General features: G+C 68.1%; 17 protein-coding genes. 5 read left to right on the top strand and 12 right to left on the bottom strand.

What is annotated here, in order from left to right; translation table 11 throughout:
- Nucleotides 1-560: 560 nt before the first annotated feature.
- The 10 genes from AB0G17_RS07160 to AB0G17_RS07115 form a co-directional block, all read right to left on the bottom strand.
- On the bottom strand, nucleotides 561-1,211 hold the full coding sequence (locus AB0G17_RS07160; protein ID WP_361376808.1) for a Sua5/YciO/YrdC/YwlC family protein: 651 nt from the start codon (nucleotides 1,209-1,211) through the stop codon (nucleotides 561-563).
- 4 nt (nucleotides 1,212-1,215) lie between these two features.
- Entirely contained in the window at nucleotides 1,216-1,980 is a 765-nt protein-coding gene (locus tag AB0G17_RS07155) for a phytanoyl-CoA dioxygenase family protein (RefSeq protein ID WP_361376805.1), read from the bottom strand.
- Nucleotides 1,964-2,800, bottom strand: a complete 837-nt coding sequence (locus AB0G17_RS07150) for a creatininase family protein (protein ID WP_361376802.1) — start codon at nucleotides 2,798-2,800, stop codon at nucleotides 1,964-1,966. Before AB0G17_RS07150 ends, AB0G17_RS07155 begins: the two co-directional genes overlap by 17 nt.
- Complete coding sequence (locus AB0G17_RS07145) at nucleotides 2,797-3,594, bottom strand: class I SAM-dependent methyltransferase (RefSeq protein WP_361376799.1); 798 nt, start codon at nucleotides 3,592-3,594, stop codon at nucleotides 2,797-2,799. The genes AB0G17_RS07150 and AB0G17_RS07145 overlap by 4 nt, the downstream gene beginning before the upstream one ends.
- Entirely contained in the window at nucleotides 3,591-4,256 is a 666-nt protein-coding gene (locus AB0G17_RS07140) for an HAD family hydrolase (RefSeq protein WP_361376796.1), read from the bottom strand. Before AB0G17_RS07140 ends, AB0G17_RS07145 begins: the two co-directional genes overlap by 4 nt.
- Entirely contained in the window at nucleotides 4,256-4,699 is a 444-nt protein-coding gene (locus tag AB0G17_RS07135; RefSeq protein WP_361376793.1) for a hypothetical protein, read from the bottom strand. Before AB0G17_RS07135 ends, AB0G17_RS07140 begins: the two co-directional genes overlap by 1 nt.
- Nucleotides 4,681-5,751, bottom strand: a complete 1,071-nt coding sequence (locus tag AB0G17_RS07130) for an enolase C-terminal domain-like protein (RefSeq protein WP_361376790.1) — start codon at nucleotides 5,749-5,751, stop codon at nucleotides 4,681-4,683. Before AB0G17_RS07130 ends, AB0G17_RS07135 begins: the two co-directional genes overlap by 19 nt.
- Entirely contained in the window at nucleotides 5,748-7,799 is a 2,052-nt protein-coding gene (locus AB0G17_RS07125; RefSeq protein ID WP_361376787.1) for a hypothetical protein, read from the bottom strand. Before AB0G17_RS07125 ends, AB0G17_RS07130 begins: the two co-directional genes overlap by 4 nt.
- A complete protein-coding gene (locus tag AB0G17_RS07120) occupies nucleotides 7,796-8,842 on the bottom strand; it encodes a hypothetical protein (RefSeq protein WP_361376784.1) in 1,047 nt (348 codons plus the stop codon). Before AB0G17_RS07120 ends, AB0G17_RS07125 begins: the two co-directional genes overlap by 4 nt.
- Before the next feature lie 199 nt (nucleotides 8,843-9,041).
- Complete coding sequence (locus AB0G17_RS07115; protein ID WP_361376781.1) at nucleotides 9,042-9,740, bottom strand: haloacid dehalogenase-like hydrolase; 699 nt, start codon at nucleotides 9,738-9,740, stop codon at nucleotides 9,042-9,044.
- Between the two features lie 96 nt (nucleotides 9,741-9,836).
- On the opposite strand from AB0G17_RS07115, the gene AB0G17_RS07110 reads away from it, so the two are divergent.
- Nucleotides 9,837-10,616 (top strand): XRE family transcriptional regulator, encoded by a 780-nt coding sequence (locus AB0G17_RS07110; RefSeq protein WP_361376778.1) that lies wholly within the window; start codon nucleotides 9,837-9,839, stop codon nucleotides 10,614-10,616.
- Nucleotides 10,603-11,070, top strand: a complete 468-nt coding sequence (locus AB0G17_RS07105) for an NUDIX domain-containing protein (RefSeq protein WP_361376775.1) — start codon at nucleotides 10,603-10,605, stop codon at nucleotides 11,068-11,070. The genes AB0G17_RS07110 and AB0G17_RS07105 overlap by 14 nt, the downstream gene beginning before the upstream one ends.
- A 4-nt stretch (nucleotides 11,071-11,074) precedes the next feature.
- Here AB0G17_RS07105 and AB0G17_RS07100 read toward each other — a convergent pair whose 3' ends face one another.
- Nucleotides 11,075-11,635 carry an HD domain-containing protein gene (locus tag AB0G17_RS07100; RefSeq protein ID WP_361377190.1) on the bottom strand — a complete coding sequence of 187 codons (561 nt, stop codon included), beginning with the start codon at nucleotides 11,633-11,635 and terminating at the stop codon, nucleotides 11,075-11,077.
- A 311-nt stretch (nucleotides 11,636-11,946) separates the two neighbouring features.
- Here AB0G17_RS07100 and AB0G17_RS07095 point away from each other — a divergent pair, with 311 nt between their 5' ends.
- Together AB0G17_RS07095 and AB0G17_RS07090 are read left to right on the top strand one after the other, a co-directional pair.
- Nucleotides 11,947-12,486 carry a flavoprotein gene (locus AB0G17_RS07095; protein WP_361376772.1) on the top strand — a complete coding sequence of 180 codons (540 nt, stop codon included), beginning with the start codon at nucleotides 11,947-11,949 and terminating at the stop codon, nucleotides 12,484-12,486.
- Nucleotides 12,487-12,755: 269 nt separating this feature from the next.
- A complete protein-coding gene (locus AB0G17_RS07090) occupies nucleotides 12,756-13,514 on the top strand; it encodes a methyltransferase domain-containing protein (RefSeq protein WP_361376769.1) in 759 nt (252 codons plus the stop codon).
- Here AB0G17_RS07090 and AB0G17_RS07085 read toward each other — a convergent pair.
- Nucleotides 13,502-14,287 carry a hypothetical protein gene (locus AB0G17_RS07085; RefSeq protein WP_361376766.1) on the bottom strand — a complete coding sequence of 262 codons (786 nt, stop codon included), beginning with the start codon at nucleotides 14,285-14,287 and terminating at the stop codon, nucleotides 13,502-13,504. The genes AB0G17_RS07090 and AB0G17_RS07085 overlap by 13 nt on opposite strands.
- A gap of 223 nt (nucleotides 14,288-14,510) precedes the next feature.
- On the opposite strand from AB0G17_RS07085, the gene AB0G17_RS07080 reads away from it, so the two are divergent.
- The gene (locus AB0G17_RS07080) at nucleotides 14,511-15,215 is read left to right on the top strand and encodes a nucleotidyltransferase domain-containing protein (protein ID WP_361377187.1); all 705 of its coding nucleotides are present in this window, start codon (nucleotides 14,511-14,513) and stop codon (nucleotides 15,213-15,215) included.
- Nucleotides 15,216-15,304: the final 89 nt, after the last annotated feature.

Below are 15,304 nucleotides of genomic sequence, written 5' to 3'. Positions count from 1 at the left end.
TGACGATTCGATCGATATTGGTGAGCCGTCGTCTGCCCGATTCCAGGAGAGACAGAAAGGACTGGCTCAGTTCGGTGAGGGCGGACACATCTTCCTGTCGGAGCCCACCGCACTCTCGTACGAGGAGGCAGAGCCTGCCGAAGTCCCGTTGGATCAACGCTTGTTTCACGTCCCGGTCCTGCCACATGTGTGGAGGGACGAGGAGTGTCTCGGGCTGCGCTGCCCGTATGCCGAGGCTGCATGCGCTGCACAGGTCCGTGGAGTTGTATCTGCTCAGTCGACAGTAGCAGCGGACGCACCGCCGGATCGACCTTGCGACCACGGGCGTCTCAGCGGCGTGCGTCACTGGCACGGTCATCCACTCCTTCACCGGGCAAGTAGGCACTTGGCAGGCACCCTGTTGGCGCAAGCACAAGTAAGCTGTGGCCGTGTCTAGTTGGCAGTGAACAGGGTTCACAACAGGCCGCTGGGGTTCAGCCTTTCTCATCCCCAGCCCCGCTCGAACGTCAGCCTCCGGGGTCCCACCACCTGTCTTCGCGTAACGCGCCTCGATTGCTCCATCAGGCGGGCCGCACTTCCCGTCCAAGAGCCGCGGTGACGGCCCGCTGGTGGACGAGGCCGGTGCGTACGAGCTTGGCCTCCGGGGTGAAGCAGTCCACGATCGTCATGTGGTTGGCCGCGGGGCATACCCCGCCGTCGACGATGACGGACACCGCGAGGCCGGAGGCGGCGAGGAAGGCGTGGACCTCGGCGAGGGTGACGGCGGGACCGCGGTCGTCCGGACCCGCGTCGCCGGAGATGTTGGCCGTCGTCGCGGCGACGGGGACCTTGGCCCGTGCCGCCAGTTCGCCGAGGACTCCGGGCGCCATGGTGGTGAGCGCCGGCGAGCCGACAGCGGAATGGCGTGCGGCGTCGTCGGGGTCTCGCCATGGCAGGAGGAGTGCGAGGTCACCGGGCCAGAACTGCTGGGCGAGTTTCCATGCCTCGGCGCCGAGCTGGAAGCGCTGCTCGCAGACGGCGAGCGAGGGAACGACGTAGGCGAGGGATTTGCCACTGGGGCGCCGCTTGCCCTTGAAGATGCTGCCGGAGGCGTCCGCGTTACTGGCGTCGGCGCAGATCATGTACCAGCGGTTGGTGGGGACGATAACGAGCTCTCCGGCCTCGATGGCACGGGCTGCGGTGTCGAGTTCGCCGGGGTGAATCGTGCGCATGCTGCTACTCCTTGAAGGTAGGCGCGGGGGCGTCCGCGAGGGGCGGGTAGTCGAGCCAGGGGTCGCGAAGGGCTTCGAGGCGACGGCTCGCGTGGTCCGGGTGGGAGACGCGGAAGTACGTCATCACCCTGGGGAAGGGCATGAGGTTCTGGGCCACTGTGTGGGGCACGAGGTGGTGCATCAGCAGGACGTCCCCGGGCATGCCGAGGAACGGGGTCCCGCGTTCCCGGTCGATCTCTGGCGGGACCTGTTCCGTCATTCCGAGTGACCACTTGTCGGCGAACCAGCGGGCCATGGTCAGGTGCCCGCCGGGGAGGTAGTGGAGGGCGCCGCACTGCGGGTCGCTGATGTCTGAGAGGACGACGCCGACGAGCAGGGAGAACGTGCGTAGTTCGCGCGGGTCCAGGTGGGGGCAGGAGACCCCGTCGACGTGCATGGCCTTCTCCGGTTGCACGCCGGGGAACTCGGTTTCGGGCACACGAATCTGGATCTGGGAGGTCGTGACCGGGGCGGCGTCGCCGAGCAGGTCGCCGGCGAGCCCGGCCGCGCCGGTCTCCCTGTACAGGGAGAGCAGTTCTGTTCTGTCTCCCAGTTCCGGGGCGAAGGTGCGCCGGGAGTACGCGGCTATGTCGTCCGCAGTCATTTCCTTGCGGTACGACGCGTCAATCAGGGAGACGGCTCGCTTGACCAGCTCGGGGGCGGCCAGCCCGCGTCGTATGAGGACGCCGTCCCGTTTGAAGGCCGCCTTCTCATCAGCCGTGAGATTCATGGGCCCTCCGTACGTCGGTCGGTTCGTGCGATGTGGGTGGGGCGAGCCGGTCGAGGACGTCCGCGCACGCATGCAGGGCAGCGGTGACGAGCTTCCGGCCGTGCTCCGCGGTGGCCTGGCGCGGGTCGCCGCCGATGACACCGTGCGTGGAGATCGCGGGGTTGTCCGACGACCAGGGCCAGGTGGCGCCGCGGCCGAAGACGAGGCGCTGGATCTCCTCCCGCTGGCCGGGGTCGGGGATGGGCCCGTTCGGGAGGAGATCCAGCCGTACGTGGTCGGGGGCGAGGGCGAGCATGAGGGAGGTCTCGCGGATGCCGGCGTGCACCTCGGGGAACTCGCCGTCATCCTGGAGTTGACCGGCGGCGAGAGAGCCGGGGTTGACCACGCAGGTGGCCACGTCGTGGGTGCGCTGGAGCTGGTGCACGAGGGCCTCCAAGACGCCCTTGTTGCCGCCGTGGCCGTTGATGATGAGGATCGCCCTTGCCGGTGTGGAGCGGACGTACTCCCCCACGAGCGTCTCGATCAGGGAGGTGTAGAGCGCGATGTTCAGGGTGATGGTGCCAGGCGCCCACGCGTGCTCGGGGGAGAGCCCGTAGGGCACGGGTGGCACGACCCAGAGGTCGTGCCGGTCCGCGACGTGCGTGGCCAGTCGGGCGGCGAAGCGCTCGGCGATGACGGCGTCGGTGTTGAGCGGCAGGTGCGGGCCGTGCTGCTCCAGCGACCCGACCGGCAGGCAGAGGATCGACCGTTCGCTCAGCTCGGACATGACGCGCGGGGCCGTCAGCCTGCCGTACGACCTCTCCTCGCCGTCAGCCGTCATTTCCTGCCCCGCCGTCCGAGACGGATGAGGAATTCGTTCTCCTCGGGGAAGGTGTCGTTGTCACTGAAGTCGGTTAGCCGGTTCTTCACGGCGGCCTCGAACTCCTTCAACCGGTCACCGAAGAGGTGGGGTGCGGCGAAGGACGTGGAGTAGAGGTAGCCGAGGATGCTCTCGGCACTCCAGGTGCGCTGGACGGGGACGCGGACTTCCGCGACCTCGTTGAAGGGCGATTCCTCCATGATCTCGCTGTAGGGGCGGTTGTGGTGCTGGAAGGTGCCGGTCCCTGCGCGGCGCTCCTCCCCGAGGAAGCTCTTCACCACGTCCCGGACGGCTTCCTTCCAGGGGCTGCCGGCGACCCAGAAGCTGTTGTCCCCGAAGATCGCGACCACGCCGTTCGGAGCGACCTGCTCGTCCAGGAGGGTCAGGACGGCGGCTTGGTCGAGCCAGTGGAACGCCCTGCAGATGGTGACGAGTTCGGCCTGCCAGCCGGCGGGCGGGGTGAAGTCCTCGGCCGTGCTCTGGACGAGGGACAGGCTGGTGCCCTCGGGGAGCTTCGGCCGCAGTGCCGACTCGGCTGCGGCGAGCATGTCGGCGTCGTTGTCGGCGGCGATGATGTCGCCGAAGCGGTCGAGCAGGGCCTCGGCCACTAGGCCGGTCCCCGTGCCGACGTCCAGGAGTCGGCGGGGGCCGTCGGGGCGTGCGGGGGCGGCCTGGTCGAGTACCGCTGCCACGTCGTCGGGGATGCCGGGGCGGAACTGACGGTAGTACGAGGTCGTACCGGAGAAGAGGCTCATGTGACGCTCCCTGCTGCGAGGTGTTCGATGTGTGTGGCGGCTGCCGCCAGGTCGGTGGCGACGAGCACACCGTAGTCAACGACCAATGATTCATCGGGGACTTGGCGTCCGCGGGATATCCAGACAGCCTTGCAGCCTGCCTCGACGGCCCCGACTATGTCGCAGGGCCAGTCGTCGCCGATGTGGATCACACGATCGGGGCCGACACCGAGCTGGTCGACGACGGCGTGGAAGGCGCGCGGGTCCGGCTTGGTGTGGCCGATGCGGCAGGAGGGGAAGAAGTCGCTCACCCAGGGGGAGAGCAGGTCGCGCAGTCCCTCGGTGTCGGCGTCGACGCATGTGACGTTGGATAGCGTGACCACCCTCGCCACGGAGCTGATCCGGCGCAGGGCCTTCGTGGTGCCGGGAAAGAGGCGGAGCGGGGCCGGGGCAAGGTCGCGGGGAAAGGCTTCCGCTGGCATCTCCAATGCCTCGCAGACCCCTGCCACCACGGCGTCAGTGAGCTCGGGTTGGGTGTGGAGGCTGGCCCGCATGACCGCCCGAGCTTGAGCCGCGGGCAGCGGGGAGGCTTCGGCCAGGCGCATGGTCAGGCCGGGGCCGTCGGCGGTGCCGAGGGTTCCGCCGACGTCGACCGTGACCAGGAGCGAGGGTTCGGTGGTCATCAGGGCCTCTCCGTGGTGGTCGGCAGGGCGGAGACGATGGCTTCGACGCGTGCCTGCCGGATGGCGGTGGTCGTGGACTCGGACAGGAAGGTCAGGACGTAGCGCAGCTCCGCTTCGTCCAGCGCCTGAAGGGACCGTCCCTCCTCTGCGGCCACCTCCTGCAGGTCGGGCGGAATGGCTTGCGGACGCAGACCGTGCGGCAGGCGGAGCGTCCCCTGCCACCCTGCGCGCAGATCGGGAACGGTGGAGTGGCCCGCCGGACGCAGCACGGTGACGTCGTCCAGGGTCAGGATGCGGACGGGGACCGACGAACCTCCCACGTCGAGGCTCCCCTTGAGGAACGTGTCATGTCCGTCGAGCCGTTTGGAGAGAACCAGTAGCGGTCCGTCCGGGCCGTGGCTGACTGTGCCGGTCACGGGGAGGTTCAGCGATGTGCTGGGCATGTCGTGCTCCTCGGGATCGTGCCGAGACCAGGGGTGTCCGGCAGGCCGATGCGTCCGTGCTCGAGCTGAAGGGGGACGTCGTACAGGCGCTGGCGTCGTGGCTCCCACTGAAGTCGGTACTCGACGGCCGGTACCGCGTCGGGGAAGGCTGCCGCGAGGTGGAGGCCGGGAACGATCGAGCGTCCGTGCGGGTATACGGGGATGGCCTGAGCTTGGGCCAGATCGAGGATCTGCCTCGCGCGGGTGAGCCCGCCGCAGCCGACGACGTCGAGAGTCAACGCGCTCGGACGGACGTACTGGATGAGGCCGGCGGGGTCTTCGTCGCAGTGCACGCGCTCGCCGACGGCCAGAGGTAGCCCTGTGGCGGTGACGAGTCCGTAGATGTCCAGGTCGTGGTGCGGCAGCGGGTCCTCCAGCCAGCGGAGGCCCGCGACGTCGACGCTCCGCGCGAAGGCCATGGCCACGGCTGGGGTCCAGGTGCCGACGGCGTCGACGGCGACAGGGGCGCCGATGGCCTCGGAGCAACGCTCCACAGCTCGTGCCATGCGCGCAGCGGCCTCGCCGGAGGGGTCCTTCGGGGCTCGGCGAAGTCCCCACTTGGTGAATCGCCAGCCACCCGCCGCGACTCCGCGCAGCACATCCAGGTCCTCGCAGCTGGTGAGGTTCTGGGAGAGCCACGAGGCGTAAGCCGCCACGAATGGCTGCGGCGTCCCGGATGCCAGGAGATCCGCGACAGAGCACGCAGTGAGACGACCATGGAGGTCCCAGGCTGCGCAGTCGATCGCGCCGACCGCCCACGAGGCGACGTCGGACGGTGCGGTGCGAGCAGCCTGCCGCAGTCGGTTGAGCAGGCCATGGTGGTCTGCGGCAGGGTTCCCCTGCACTACGGACGCCAGCGTTCCTCTCGCATAGGCCCCGATCCGTTCGCTGACCGGGCCATAACAGCCGGTCTCTCCTGCAGCGTGGACCATGACAAAGAGCGCGTCGTCCCCCGGGCCCGCGCCCTCGCGTACCTCGGCGATCTCCAGCCGCTCGATCGTGAAGGAGGTCATCGGACCACCTCGCGGGTCGCGAGCAGGAGCCCGGCGGACCGCTCCACCCCTGCCCGGTCCATGCCGAGGGTGTGGGCGAGCAGCCGCTGAGGCATGGGGCCGGGTGGCTCCTGCCAGCCGATGACATCGACGGGGCGGTCGAGCCGTCCGGCCAGCAGACTCCAGACAGCGGCGGGGTGGCCGAGAGTGAGAACGAGGACAGCAGCGTGGGCGCCGAAGTAGTGGTCGACCTCCTGGGCGCTGAGTCCGCGTGGCCACAGCTGGGCAGATCCAAGGACGGTCAGATCGAGCAGGTTCACCACACGGATGCGGTAGCCATGCCGCTCGCGGAGGTAGCCCACCGCGTCAGCGGCGACGGCAGCCGGGATGTCGCCCGCCGTGACGATGGTGAGGTCGGGCTCTGCGTCGTCGCTCAAGTGCGGCCAGATCGCGAGGCCCCGCTCACATTCCTCCTTGATCGTGTCCGCGTAATGAGCGGTGCGAGTGTGCTTGCCCGCGACAACGAGGTTGACCCTGTCCACCGAGTCGAACGCCTCGTCCAGCACGGCGGCGGTGCGTGCCGGATCGGCCGGCGTCAGCACGCGCACCGCAGGAACGCCCAGGCCAAGGAGCGTGGTGGCCAGAGACGGGTCTCCGTGGCTATGGACGTTGTGCCAGCCGTAGGACGTGAGCAGGAGGTTGAGGCTGGGCAGACCTCTCGCACCGGCCATGCGCCGCTGCTTGATGTGGCTCACCAAGCCGCTGGTGAGCAGTGGTGCGAAGGCTTCGTACGAGACCATCACCCCTCGGCGCCCGCTGGCAGTCCACCCGGCAAGCCACTCCAACAGCACCTCCTCCGCCAGGAGTTCGTGCGTCCAGCGCTCACCGACCAGATCCGGGAGCCGGTTGGAGGACAGCTCGTCCGGGCTGAGGACCCGGAAGTCCCCGCGGGTGGCGTGCTGCTTGACGACGGCGGTGACCGCCTCGGTGAACGTGCTCGCCCGCCGGTACGCCGAGGCTCGCTCCTCTTCGCCCAGGGGCTCGGCGGGAGTGAAGGAGCACCAGCGAACCGTGGCCACTGCCTCGGCGAGTGCACCGCGGGGACGCCCGTCCGGGCCGAAGAGATCCGCGGGCCGGTAGGAGGCGAGCCAGTGGGCCAGTCTCGTGAGCTGATCCGGGTCGGTGCGCGGGCTGACCAGCGGTGTCTTGTGCAGGTCGGGGGTGCCCAGCAGGGCACGGTCTCCGAGCGTTGCGGGGCCGCCCCATCCCTTCACGCAGCGCAGGATCAGCACTGTCCGCCGTCCCACGAGCGTGTATTCCAGCGCCTCCCACAGCGCCGTCTGGAAGGCACGGTGCTCCTGCGGAGTCCCCGTCCCGACGTGGACCACCTCGGCCGCCCAGCCCAGGCCGCCGAAGTACGCGCACAGCTCGTCGTCGTTCATCGCGCCGAGCAGCGACTGCTGTCCCATGCGGAAGCCGTTGACGTGCACGATGGGCAGGACCGAGGCATCGGGAAGGGCCCTGTGCGCAAGCCAGCTCGCGGCGGTCGTGGGGGTCTCGCACTCGCCGTCCCCGATGATGGGCACGACAACCCTGTCCGGGGTGTCGAGGGCGGCGCCCTGGGCGAAGGGAAGACAGCCGCCGAGCCGCCCACCCAGGAAGCCGCCGGCGGGGAGAGCGGGCGAGACCTCGGACCCGAGGCCGTCCACGTCCGGGAACGCCTGGGCCAGTCGCCGCAGGCCATCCGCATCCGGGGCGAACTGCGACCGAACCTTCCCAAGCTCCCCCGCCACCCAGGCCGCGGCGAGCTGGACAACGCCAGCGTGCCCCGCGCCCAACAGCGGCACCAGCTCCACTCGCCGGTCCAGGTGCCCGGCAGCGAGCACGACGTGGGACAACGCCCACGCGGTGCCGGGCACGGTGCCCCAGTGCCCGGTGGGGCGTTCCTTCACATGCTCGGCGATCAGCGGCTCCGTGAGCAGGACGTTGTCCCGCAGGTGCAGCTGGCAGACCGAGGCGTAGACGGTCGCCCGCCACAGAGCATCGGCCACAACGGCGGTCTCGGTCACCGCGCACCCACCAAGGGCTCGCCGGCGAAGGTGAAGTACCACAGGGGCCGGTAGCACTCCCATGCGGCGGGTCGCAGGCCAGTGGAGCCCATGATGTCCTCGATCACCACGCGCGCCTGGAGGTAGTGCTCCAGGTCCTGGGCTCCGGGGGTACGCAGGCCCGCCATGACTGAGTTGTGGGCCTGGTAGACCTGGAAGTTGGGGAACTCGGTGACGTACGGGGCCAGCGCACTGACGCCCGCCTGCAGCGCTGCGAGTCCGTCCAATCCCACGATGTAGGTGAACGAGGTGCCATGACCGGCGGCCAGCGCACGGCGGAGCACTCCCGGCATCTCTGATGCGACGAGGACGGCCTTGCTGGCCTTCAGTAACAGATCGCGTCGGGTGAAGCACTCCGCAGTCAGGCGGAGGACGAAGGGAGCGACATCGGCAGCGAGTTGATTGAACGCCTCCTCGGACCCCAGCACCGAGGTCAGGAAGCCGATGCGCGCTTTCACACCATGCTCGCTGAGAACGGTCCGCAGAGTGCGCAGGTGCTGCACCGCCGCCGACTCCCGCTCGAAGCAACCAGTCGAAACGGTCACCTCGCGCAGTTGCGTCAGGTCGCGGCGCGGATGCTGCTCCCGCAACGCCGCGACGAGCTCCCGCAGGTCCCGCTCCTCCGAGAGACGAGGATCGGCCGCAGCCTCCAGGGTGTTGGGGCAGAAGGCGCACCCCACACAGCGGCTGCGCGCATTCGGGTTGAGCGTGAGAGCCGCGCCGCCGTCGCGGAAGTACCCGCCAACCGCCTCGTCCGCATCAATGCGCTCGACGGTTCCAACCGGGGCGCCGCCCAGCGTGAGGTGTTCGCCCCGGAGCCGGAACGGGGAGTCCGTGACGTTCAGGGGGACTATGAGCTGCCAGGGCACCGATGGGGCGCTCGCCAGTCGGACCTGGACGCGTGCCCGGTGGCGCGGCAGATCGGAGTTGATGCCGTGCAGGTTGACCGCGATGAGCAGCGCGTCCTCGACGGGCACGCGGTACTTGGCCGCGAGCTGTTCCACCTCCCCGAGCGTGGAGGTCGTGCTGGTCTGTCCGCTTAGTAGTGCCGTCATGCGCGTGCTCCGTCCCAGTCAGCCGGAGGGGGTGGGTGCGCCGGCGGCTCGTGGAGGAGTCAGCCGCCGACGACACGCAGAGACTGTCGTGGAACGCGAGGACGCCGAACGCCGTCCTGGGATCTCTCCGGGACGTCCTGGGACGTTTTCAGTCGCTGACGCGGGCCAGCGAACGCAGATGACTCACCAGAGCGGAGACGTCCCGCAGGTCAGAAAGCACGACAGGCGCCCCGGCCGCCCGCAGCTCGTCGACGCTGTGGATGCCGGATGCGACCGCGATGACATGAGCGTCGGAGTCGTGGGCGGCCTGGACGTCGCGGGGGGTGTCCCCGATAAGCACGACGGGCGTGTCGTGCGGAAGACCATGGGCCTGCTGAATGTGCTCTCGGGCCACCTTCACGAGAGCGGCACGGTCCTCCGAGTGCTCCCCATACGCCCCGCACGCCATATCCAGGAGCACATCGAGCCCGAAGGCCCGCAGCTTCACACCCGCGTTGGCCGCGATGTTCCCGGTCAGCACTGAGGAGACCACGCCCGGCTCCGCTGCCACCGCGGCGAGAGCTTCACGCACGCCAGGCAGAGCACGGCCGCGCGCCGCAAGGTCCGCTTCACGCCCCGCACCCGCGGCCTCCAAGGCAACCACGATGCGCTCCCAAGCCGGTGGTTCCATCTCGTGGTCCCGGAACATCTCGGCGAGGATCAAGCGGTCGGTCCGGCCTTCCGTACGGGCCGGATGGCAAGGCGTACGGCCGGCGACCGCAGCGAAGGCCGCGGCGTAGATTTCTTTGCTGACACCGGAGTTCTCGATGAGCGTGTGGTCGATGTCCCAGAGCACGATGAGTGGCACACCGCCAGCGTAGGCATACGCGCAGGTCTCGGCGTTCCACCGCGATGTCGGAAGATGCTCTTGCGGCAGGCGGGGCGGTCCGGTTGGCTTACCTGAGTGAATGAGCGACTGCGCTCCGCACTCGTACAACGCGGGCTGGAAGTAGCGGAGATGGCGAAAGCCTGCGCCGTCGACCCCAAAACGGCCAGTCGCTGGATCGGCGGCCGGGTTCCCCACCGTCGGCATCGCTGGACCGTCGCCAACTTGCTCCGTGTGGACGAGACTTACCTGTGGCCAGAGGCAGACCAGAAGACGTCGCGCTTCGGTTCTACCCAGTCCGAGATCGCGGACACGTACACGAACCGCGCGAGTGTCCCCCGCGACGTCTGGATCTCCCTGCTGTTAGGGGCGATGAAGCAGATCGACGTCCTGGTCTTTTCCGGCACCTTCTTCGCCCAGACCAACCCCCACATCGCGCGCATGCTCCAGGAACGCGCGCAGGCCGGTGTGCGCGTACGGCTGTGCTTCGGCGATCCGACGGGAGAAGCCGTACGCATCCGTGGCCACGAGGAAGGCATCGGCGACACCCTGGCCGCCAAGATCAGGGCTTCGCTCACCTACTACCGCACCCTCGTCGGCCACCCTGGCTGCGAGATCCGGTTGCACGACACGACGCTGTACAACTCGATCTTCCGCTACGACGACCACCTCCTGGTCAACCCCCACATCTGGGGCCAGCCGGCCAGCGCGAACCCGCTCTTCCAGCTCCGCCGCACCGCCAACGCAGAATGGTTCGACCGGTACGACGAGAGCTTCGAAGCGGTCTGGAAGACAGCGCGCCTCTGGGCGCCCGACAACACCGACAGCAAGGAGCACCACCGCAGTGGGCAGGATTGAGTACTACAACGACCCCAAGGCTCCCAAGGCCAACACCCTGATCCCCGCCAGCAACATGCTCGTCGTGAACGACGAAGGCGAGATCCTCCTGCAACGGCGCCGCGACACCGGCCAATGGGCCCTGCCCGGAGGCGCCCAGGACATCGGGGAGACCGCAGCCCAGTGCGCCGTCCGCGAATGCGAGGAAGAGACCGGCATCGTCGCCGAAGTCACCGGATTCCTCGGCGTCTATACCAACCCGCACCACATCGTCGCCTACACCGACGGTGAGATCCGCCAGCAGTACGAGAACACCTACATCGGCCGCCCCATCGGCGGTAAGCCCACCATCAACGACGAAGCCGACGGCGTCCGCTTCGTCCAGCCCGACGATCTCGACGACTACGACATCCACCCCAGCATGCGCCAGCAGATCGGCGACTACCTGGCCGGCACCTACCCCTACCTGGGATAGCCACTCAGAGCACCACGCCCAGCTCGTTCGCCGCCGCCCGCACCCGGCCCACGCTCTCGTGAATCTCAGGTGCGGCCCGGCGGATGAACCGCCCGACGACACTGTCCTTGCCGTAGCGGCCCAGGATTTCGGCCACCCGCTCCTCAGACGTCGTACGCCCGCCGTCCGGCGTCGTGGTCATATCGCAGTACACCAACGCGTCCACCAGCAGAGGATCGTCGAGCAGCGGGAACGCGTCGGCCAGCTCGGCGCGAAGCCCGCGCTCCTCGGCCTCCAGGAGCGCGAAGGAATGGTTCGCCACCAGGCGCACGACTCGATCGTCGACCGCGTCGAGACTCCGCAGATGACGTGCACCGTCAAGCGGATGGAAGCCGGTGACGACCAGCGGCGGCGCATACCCGACATCGTGCAGCACGGCAGCCGCCTCCAGGACCTCACTCCGGTCCCCGAACAGCGGCCCGAGCCGCTGCGCGCAGGCTGCCACGCCCTTCGTGTGCTCCCAGCGCCGCGGCAGACTCTCGCCCAGCAGCGCCTCCGCCAATCCATACGCCCGCCCGACCGTCATCACGGTCAGAGGATAAGTCGGTGACTGCCCACAAGGTGCTCCGGTTCGGCAGCAACCGCTCGGCACTCGTCGAGCTGTACGAGCGCCTGGCTGCCGCCGACCTGTCACTGCCAGTCGAGTGATCATCAGTGGCCGAAGCAGCCCGATACCGTGGCCACGATCTGCCCCGTGACGTCGACAGCATCACCGTCCAGTCCCTGGTCGTCGCGTTCACCAAGGAGTGACGTGTGCAGTTCGGAATGACCGTTGACACCGCCGCCGCGTGCGCACCCATACGTGGCATGATCGCCTCATCTGGAGGGGAGTAGCGTATGCGTCCGGTACTGCACCTTGTGGGGTGTGGATCACGCCCGACTGGCGATCTCCCGGAATTCGCAGCTGCCTTGGGAGCAGCTGACTGGGACTCCTATGTCATCACCAGCCCGACTGGGCGGCGCTTTGTAGACATTGAGGCGGCCGAGCGGCGCTCAGGTCTGGCCGTGCGCTGGGAGTTCGATCCCGACGACCCGGTGGAGCTGCCCCCTGCACAAGCAGTGGCCATAGCCCCAGCGACCTTCAACACGATCACGAAGCTCGCTGCCGGCATCGCTGACACCCTCGCGCTCGCCGTCACCGCGGAGGCACTGGGGGCAGGACTGCCGGTCATCGTGGCCCCGTGGACCAACGCCAGTCTCGCGGGGCACCCGCAGTACGGCCGCTCGATCCGGATCCTCCGCGAGTGGGGCGTACGGATTCTGCCCGCCGAGCAATCACAGCCGTTCCCCTGGACTCTGCTGCGGCAGCAGCTTGACCAAGTCCACGATGAACTTGTTCATGCCTCAGCGACCAGCGCGAACCGCACCACGTCGTAGCCCAGGAGAGGCCCGGCCAACGAGCGCGAACGCCGCACTAAGCCCCTCTGTCACCAAGGAGACGGCCCAGGAAGGGAATTGGCGTCGCGGCGATGACATACCGAAGTATGCAGCGAGTCAACGGGGCCATCTTGGCGCGCTTGTCCGCAACGTCAGGCCAAGAACGGAGCTGGTCGACCACCAGAAGTGACATCTGCGGGCAGCGCGTGCGCCCTATGGTGGCTGCTTCACCAGGTGCGCACTGGCCGCGGTGCGCGGGGAGGCGGGGCATGTCCGAGACGAACGAGACCTTGCACGATCGGTTCATTGAACTGGCGGATCTTCCCGTGGAGGGCTCCGTCGTAGACCTTGGTTGCGGCGCCGGCCCCGCTTTGGCGGCCTTCGCGCGGCGGCACCCCAAAGCACAGCTCATCGGCTTTGACCGTGAGGTCGAGTCACTGGCGAAGGCCCGGGAACGGCTTCGGCGCCACGAAGGATCCGTCAAGCTGATGTCCGCTGACCTGCGGGAGAAGCTCCCCCTAGACGACGAGAGCGTGGACGCGGTCATCTCCTCGAACCTCCTGGAGTGCCTACCAGATCCTGATGCACTTCTACACGAGGTAGGGCGAGTGCTCCGTCCCGGCGGACGTGCCGTGCTGTCCCACTCGGACTTCGACGCGCTGGTGATCTCCGGAGCGCCGGATGCCCTTGACAGGAAGATCCTCCACGCCTTCGCGGATGATGCGCCGCCGTGGATGGACAGCTCGGACGGCCGGATGGGCCGCAAGCTGCCTGGACTTGTGAGCATGTCGCCGCTGGAGCGGACGCATGTGGAGACGCTGGTAACGCACTCGACGGAACTTACTGGCCATGCAGCGCGCCGGGTGGGGGACGTCCGGGGAGCTTTGCGGGCCACCGCCATGAGAGGGCGAGGGCGGGTGGACCCCGTCGAAGTCGAAGACTGGTATTCGGCACTCCAACAGGCCGCATCCGCAGGGACGTTCTTCTTCGCCGAGACAGCCGTTGTTGTTGCCGCTCAACGCGTCTGATGAGACATGAGCTGCTCATCCACTGCGTCCAAGAGTGAGCGGAGCGGCCGGTTGTCCGTGGGCAGCACCACATCCCACTCGGACAAGACCTCTTCGAACACGTCGAGGTAGAAGCGGATGGCGGCCGTGACGTCGCTGTGGGTGTACGGGGTGGGGGCGGCAGCAAGGCGCGAGGCCCAAGCGTCCCAGCGGCTGTCGCCGAACCGATGATGGTTCGTTCCGGCATCGCGATCATGCAGGAGCATGGCGATGACCAGGACGTGGCGAGCAAGTTGCAGCGCCAAGTGCGCACCGATCAGAACGTCTCTGCGGGCCGCTTTGATCGCTGAGAGAACGGCGTCGAAGCGGAATTCGTTGATCAAGTTGGGTACAGCGTTCGCCGCGTCGCTGCCTGTCTCGTGTGCGGCTCCGGTTGGCCTGCCGCTCGGGGTGGGATCTGTGGCCGTGATGTCGAGCCGGCGTAGGTCGGAGAGGACGAGTCGGAGGGTGTAGCATGCAGCGGTCCCACTTCGGCTGGTGGCGAACACAGGCGAGTAGCGGGCGCTGATCTTCAGGGCGAAGTCCTCGGCGACTGCGGTGGGGTCCGTGGTGGTGATGGACAGGTCGAGGTCAGACCACTGGTCGGTGTGCGGGCGGTGACCGGCTGCGGAGCCGTGGGGCTTCAGTGCCAGGATGCGGCTGTCGCGGGAGGCCAGGTCCTGTAGCTCGAGCACCATCCGCAGCTGCCAGTTGGCGCCTGGTTGTTCGGCCCCCGCCGTGTTCGTCTCAGCCATGGAGAGCAGGTTGACACAGCCTGCCGGTCTGGGGAGTCGATTACTTCTTGCGGTTCAGTCTGTCAGGAAGTTGCGGGCTGCTCTGCGCACGGCACCCTTGCCCACAGGATGTAGATTCTCCGCCCGTCCCACACGGTGGCGGTCCCGGCGGGCACACAGCCAGTGTCGCCGGGCTGAGGGAAATCCGGATGCGTGTGTGCAGCTTGGCCTGGATAGTTACTGCATGGGTCCCTGTGCCGCTGCGCGCGCCGTTGTCGGTGAGAAGTTTCCTACCGCCCGGGCTGCTTTCCTTGGAGGCAGTGCCGCTACGCAGCGGCGCACGCCCACGTCCGACTTGGATGTAGTCGTTCTACTCCCTGGGCCGCCGGCCCCGTACCGGGAGAGCCTCCTGCACGGTCCCTGGCCGGTCGAGCTGTTCGTGCACACCGAGGAGTCTTGGCGGACCTTCGTCAAGCGCGAGATCGACAAGCGCCGTTCCCCGCTCCTGCGGATGTGTGCGGAAGGCGTACTGCTCCTCGATCGTGACGGTGTCGGAGAGAAGATCGCCACCGAGGCCCAGAGGCTTGTGGCGGCTGGTGTTCCGAAGGCGACGGTGGAGGAGCTAGAGGATCGACGTTACGCCATCACCGATCTCTTGGATGACCTCGCGGGATGTGACAACGCCGGGGAGCGGGTGTTTATCGTGACTGAACTGGCGCGGCGCGCGGCAGAGCTGGCCTTGATGGTCAACGGAGCGTGGCTCGGGGGTGGGAAATGGCTGGCTCGGCACGTCGACGCCACCGAGCCAGGCTTCAGCAAGAAGCTGAGCGAAGCCGTCCGCGATGCCCTGGCAGGTCGCGAGAAGGGTCTGGTTGGTGTGGTTGATGAAGTGCTGGCTCGGTGCGGCGGACGCTTGTGGGCCGGCTACCGGCGTGGCGGCGCCGCGTAGCAACTCGGCCGGCTTCGGCTCGAACTCGCCGATGTAAAGCAGTAGTTCGTGCCAGACTCGGCTGGCCCCTGGAGCCGCGGTCCGGTACG

This window comes from Streptomyces sp. NPDC023838, assembly GCF_040639555.1.
GTDB lineage: Bacteria > Actinomycetota > Actinomycetes > Streptomycetales > Streptomycetaceae > Streptomyces.
The sequence above is the reverse complement of the archived record's forward strand: the minus strand, read 5'-3'. Positions and strand labels throughout refer to the sequence as shown.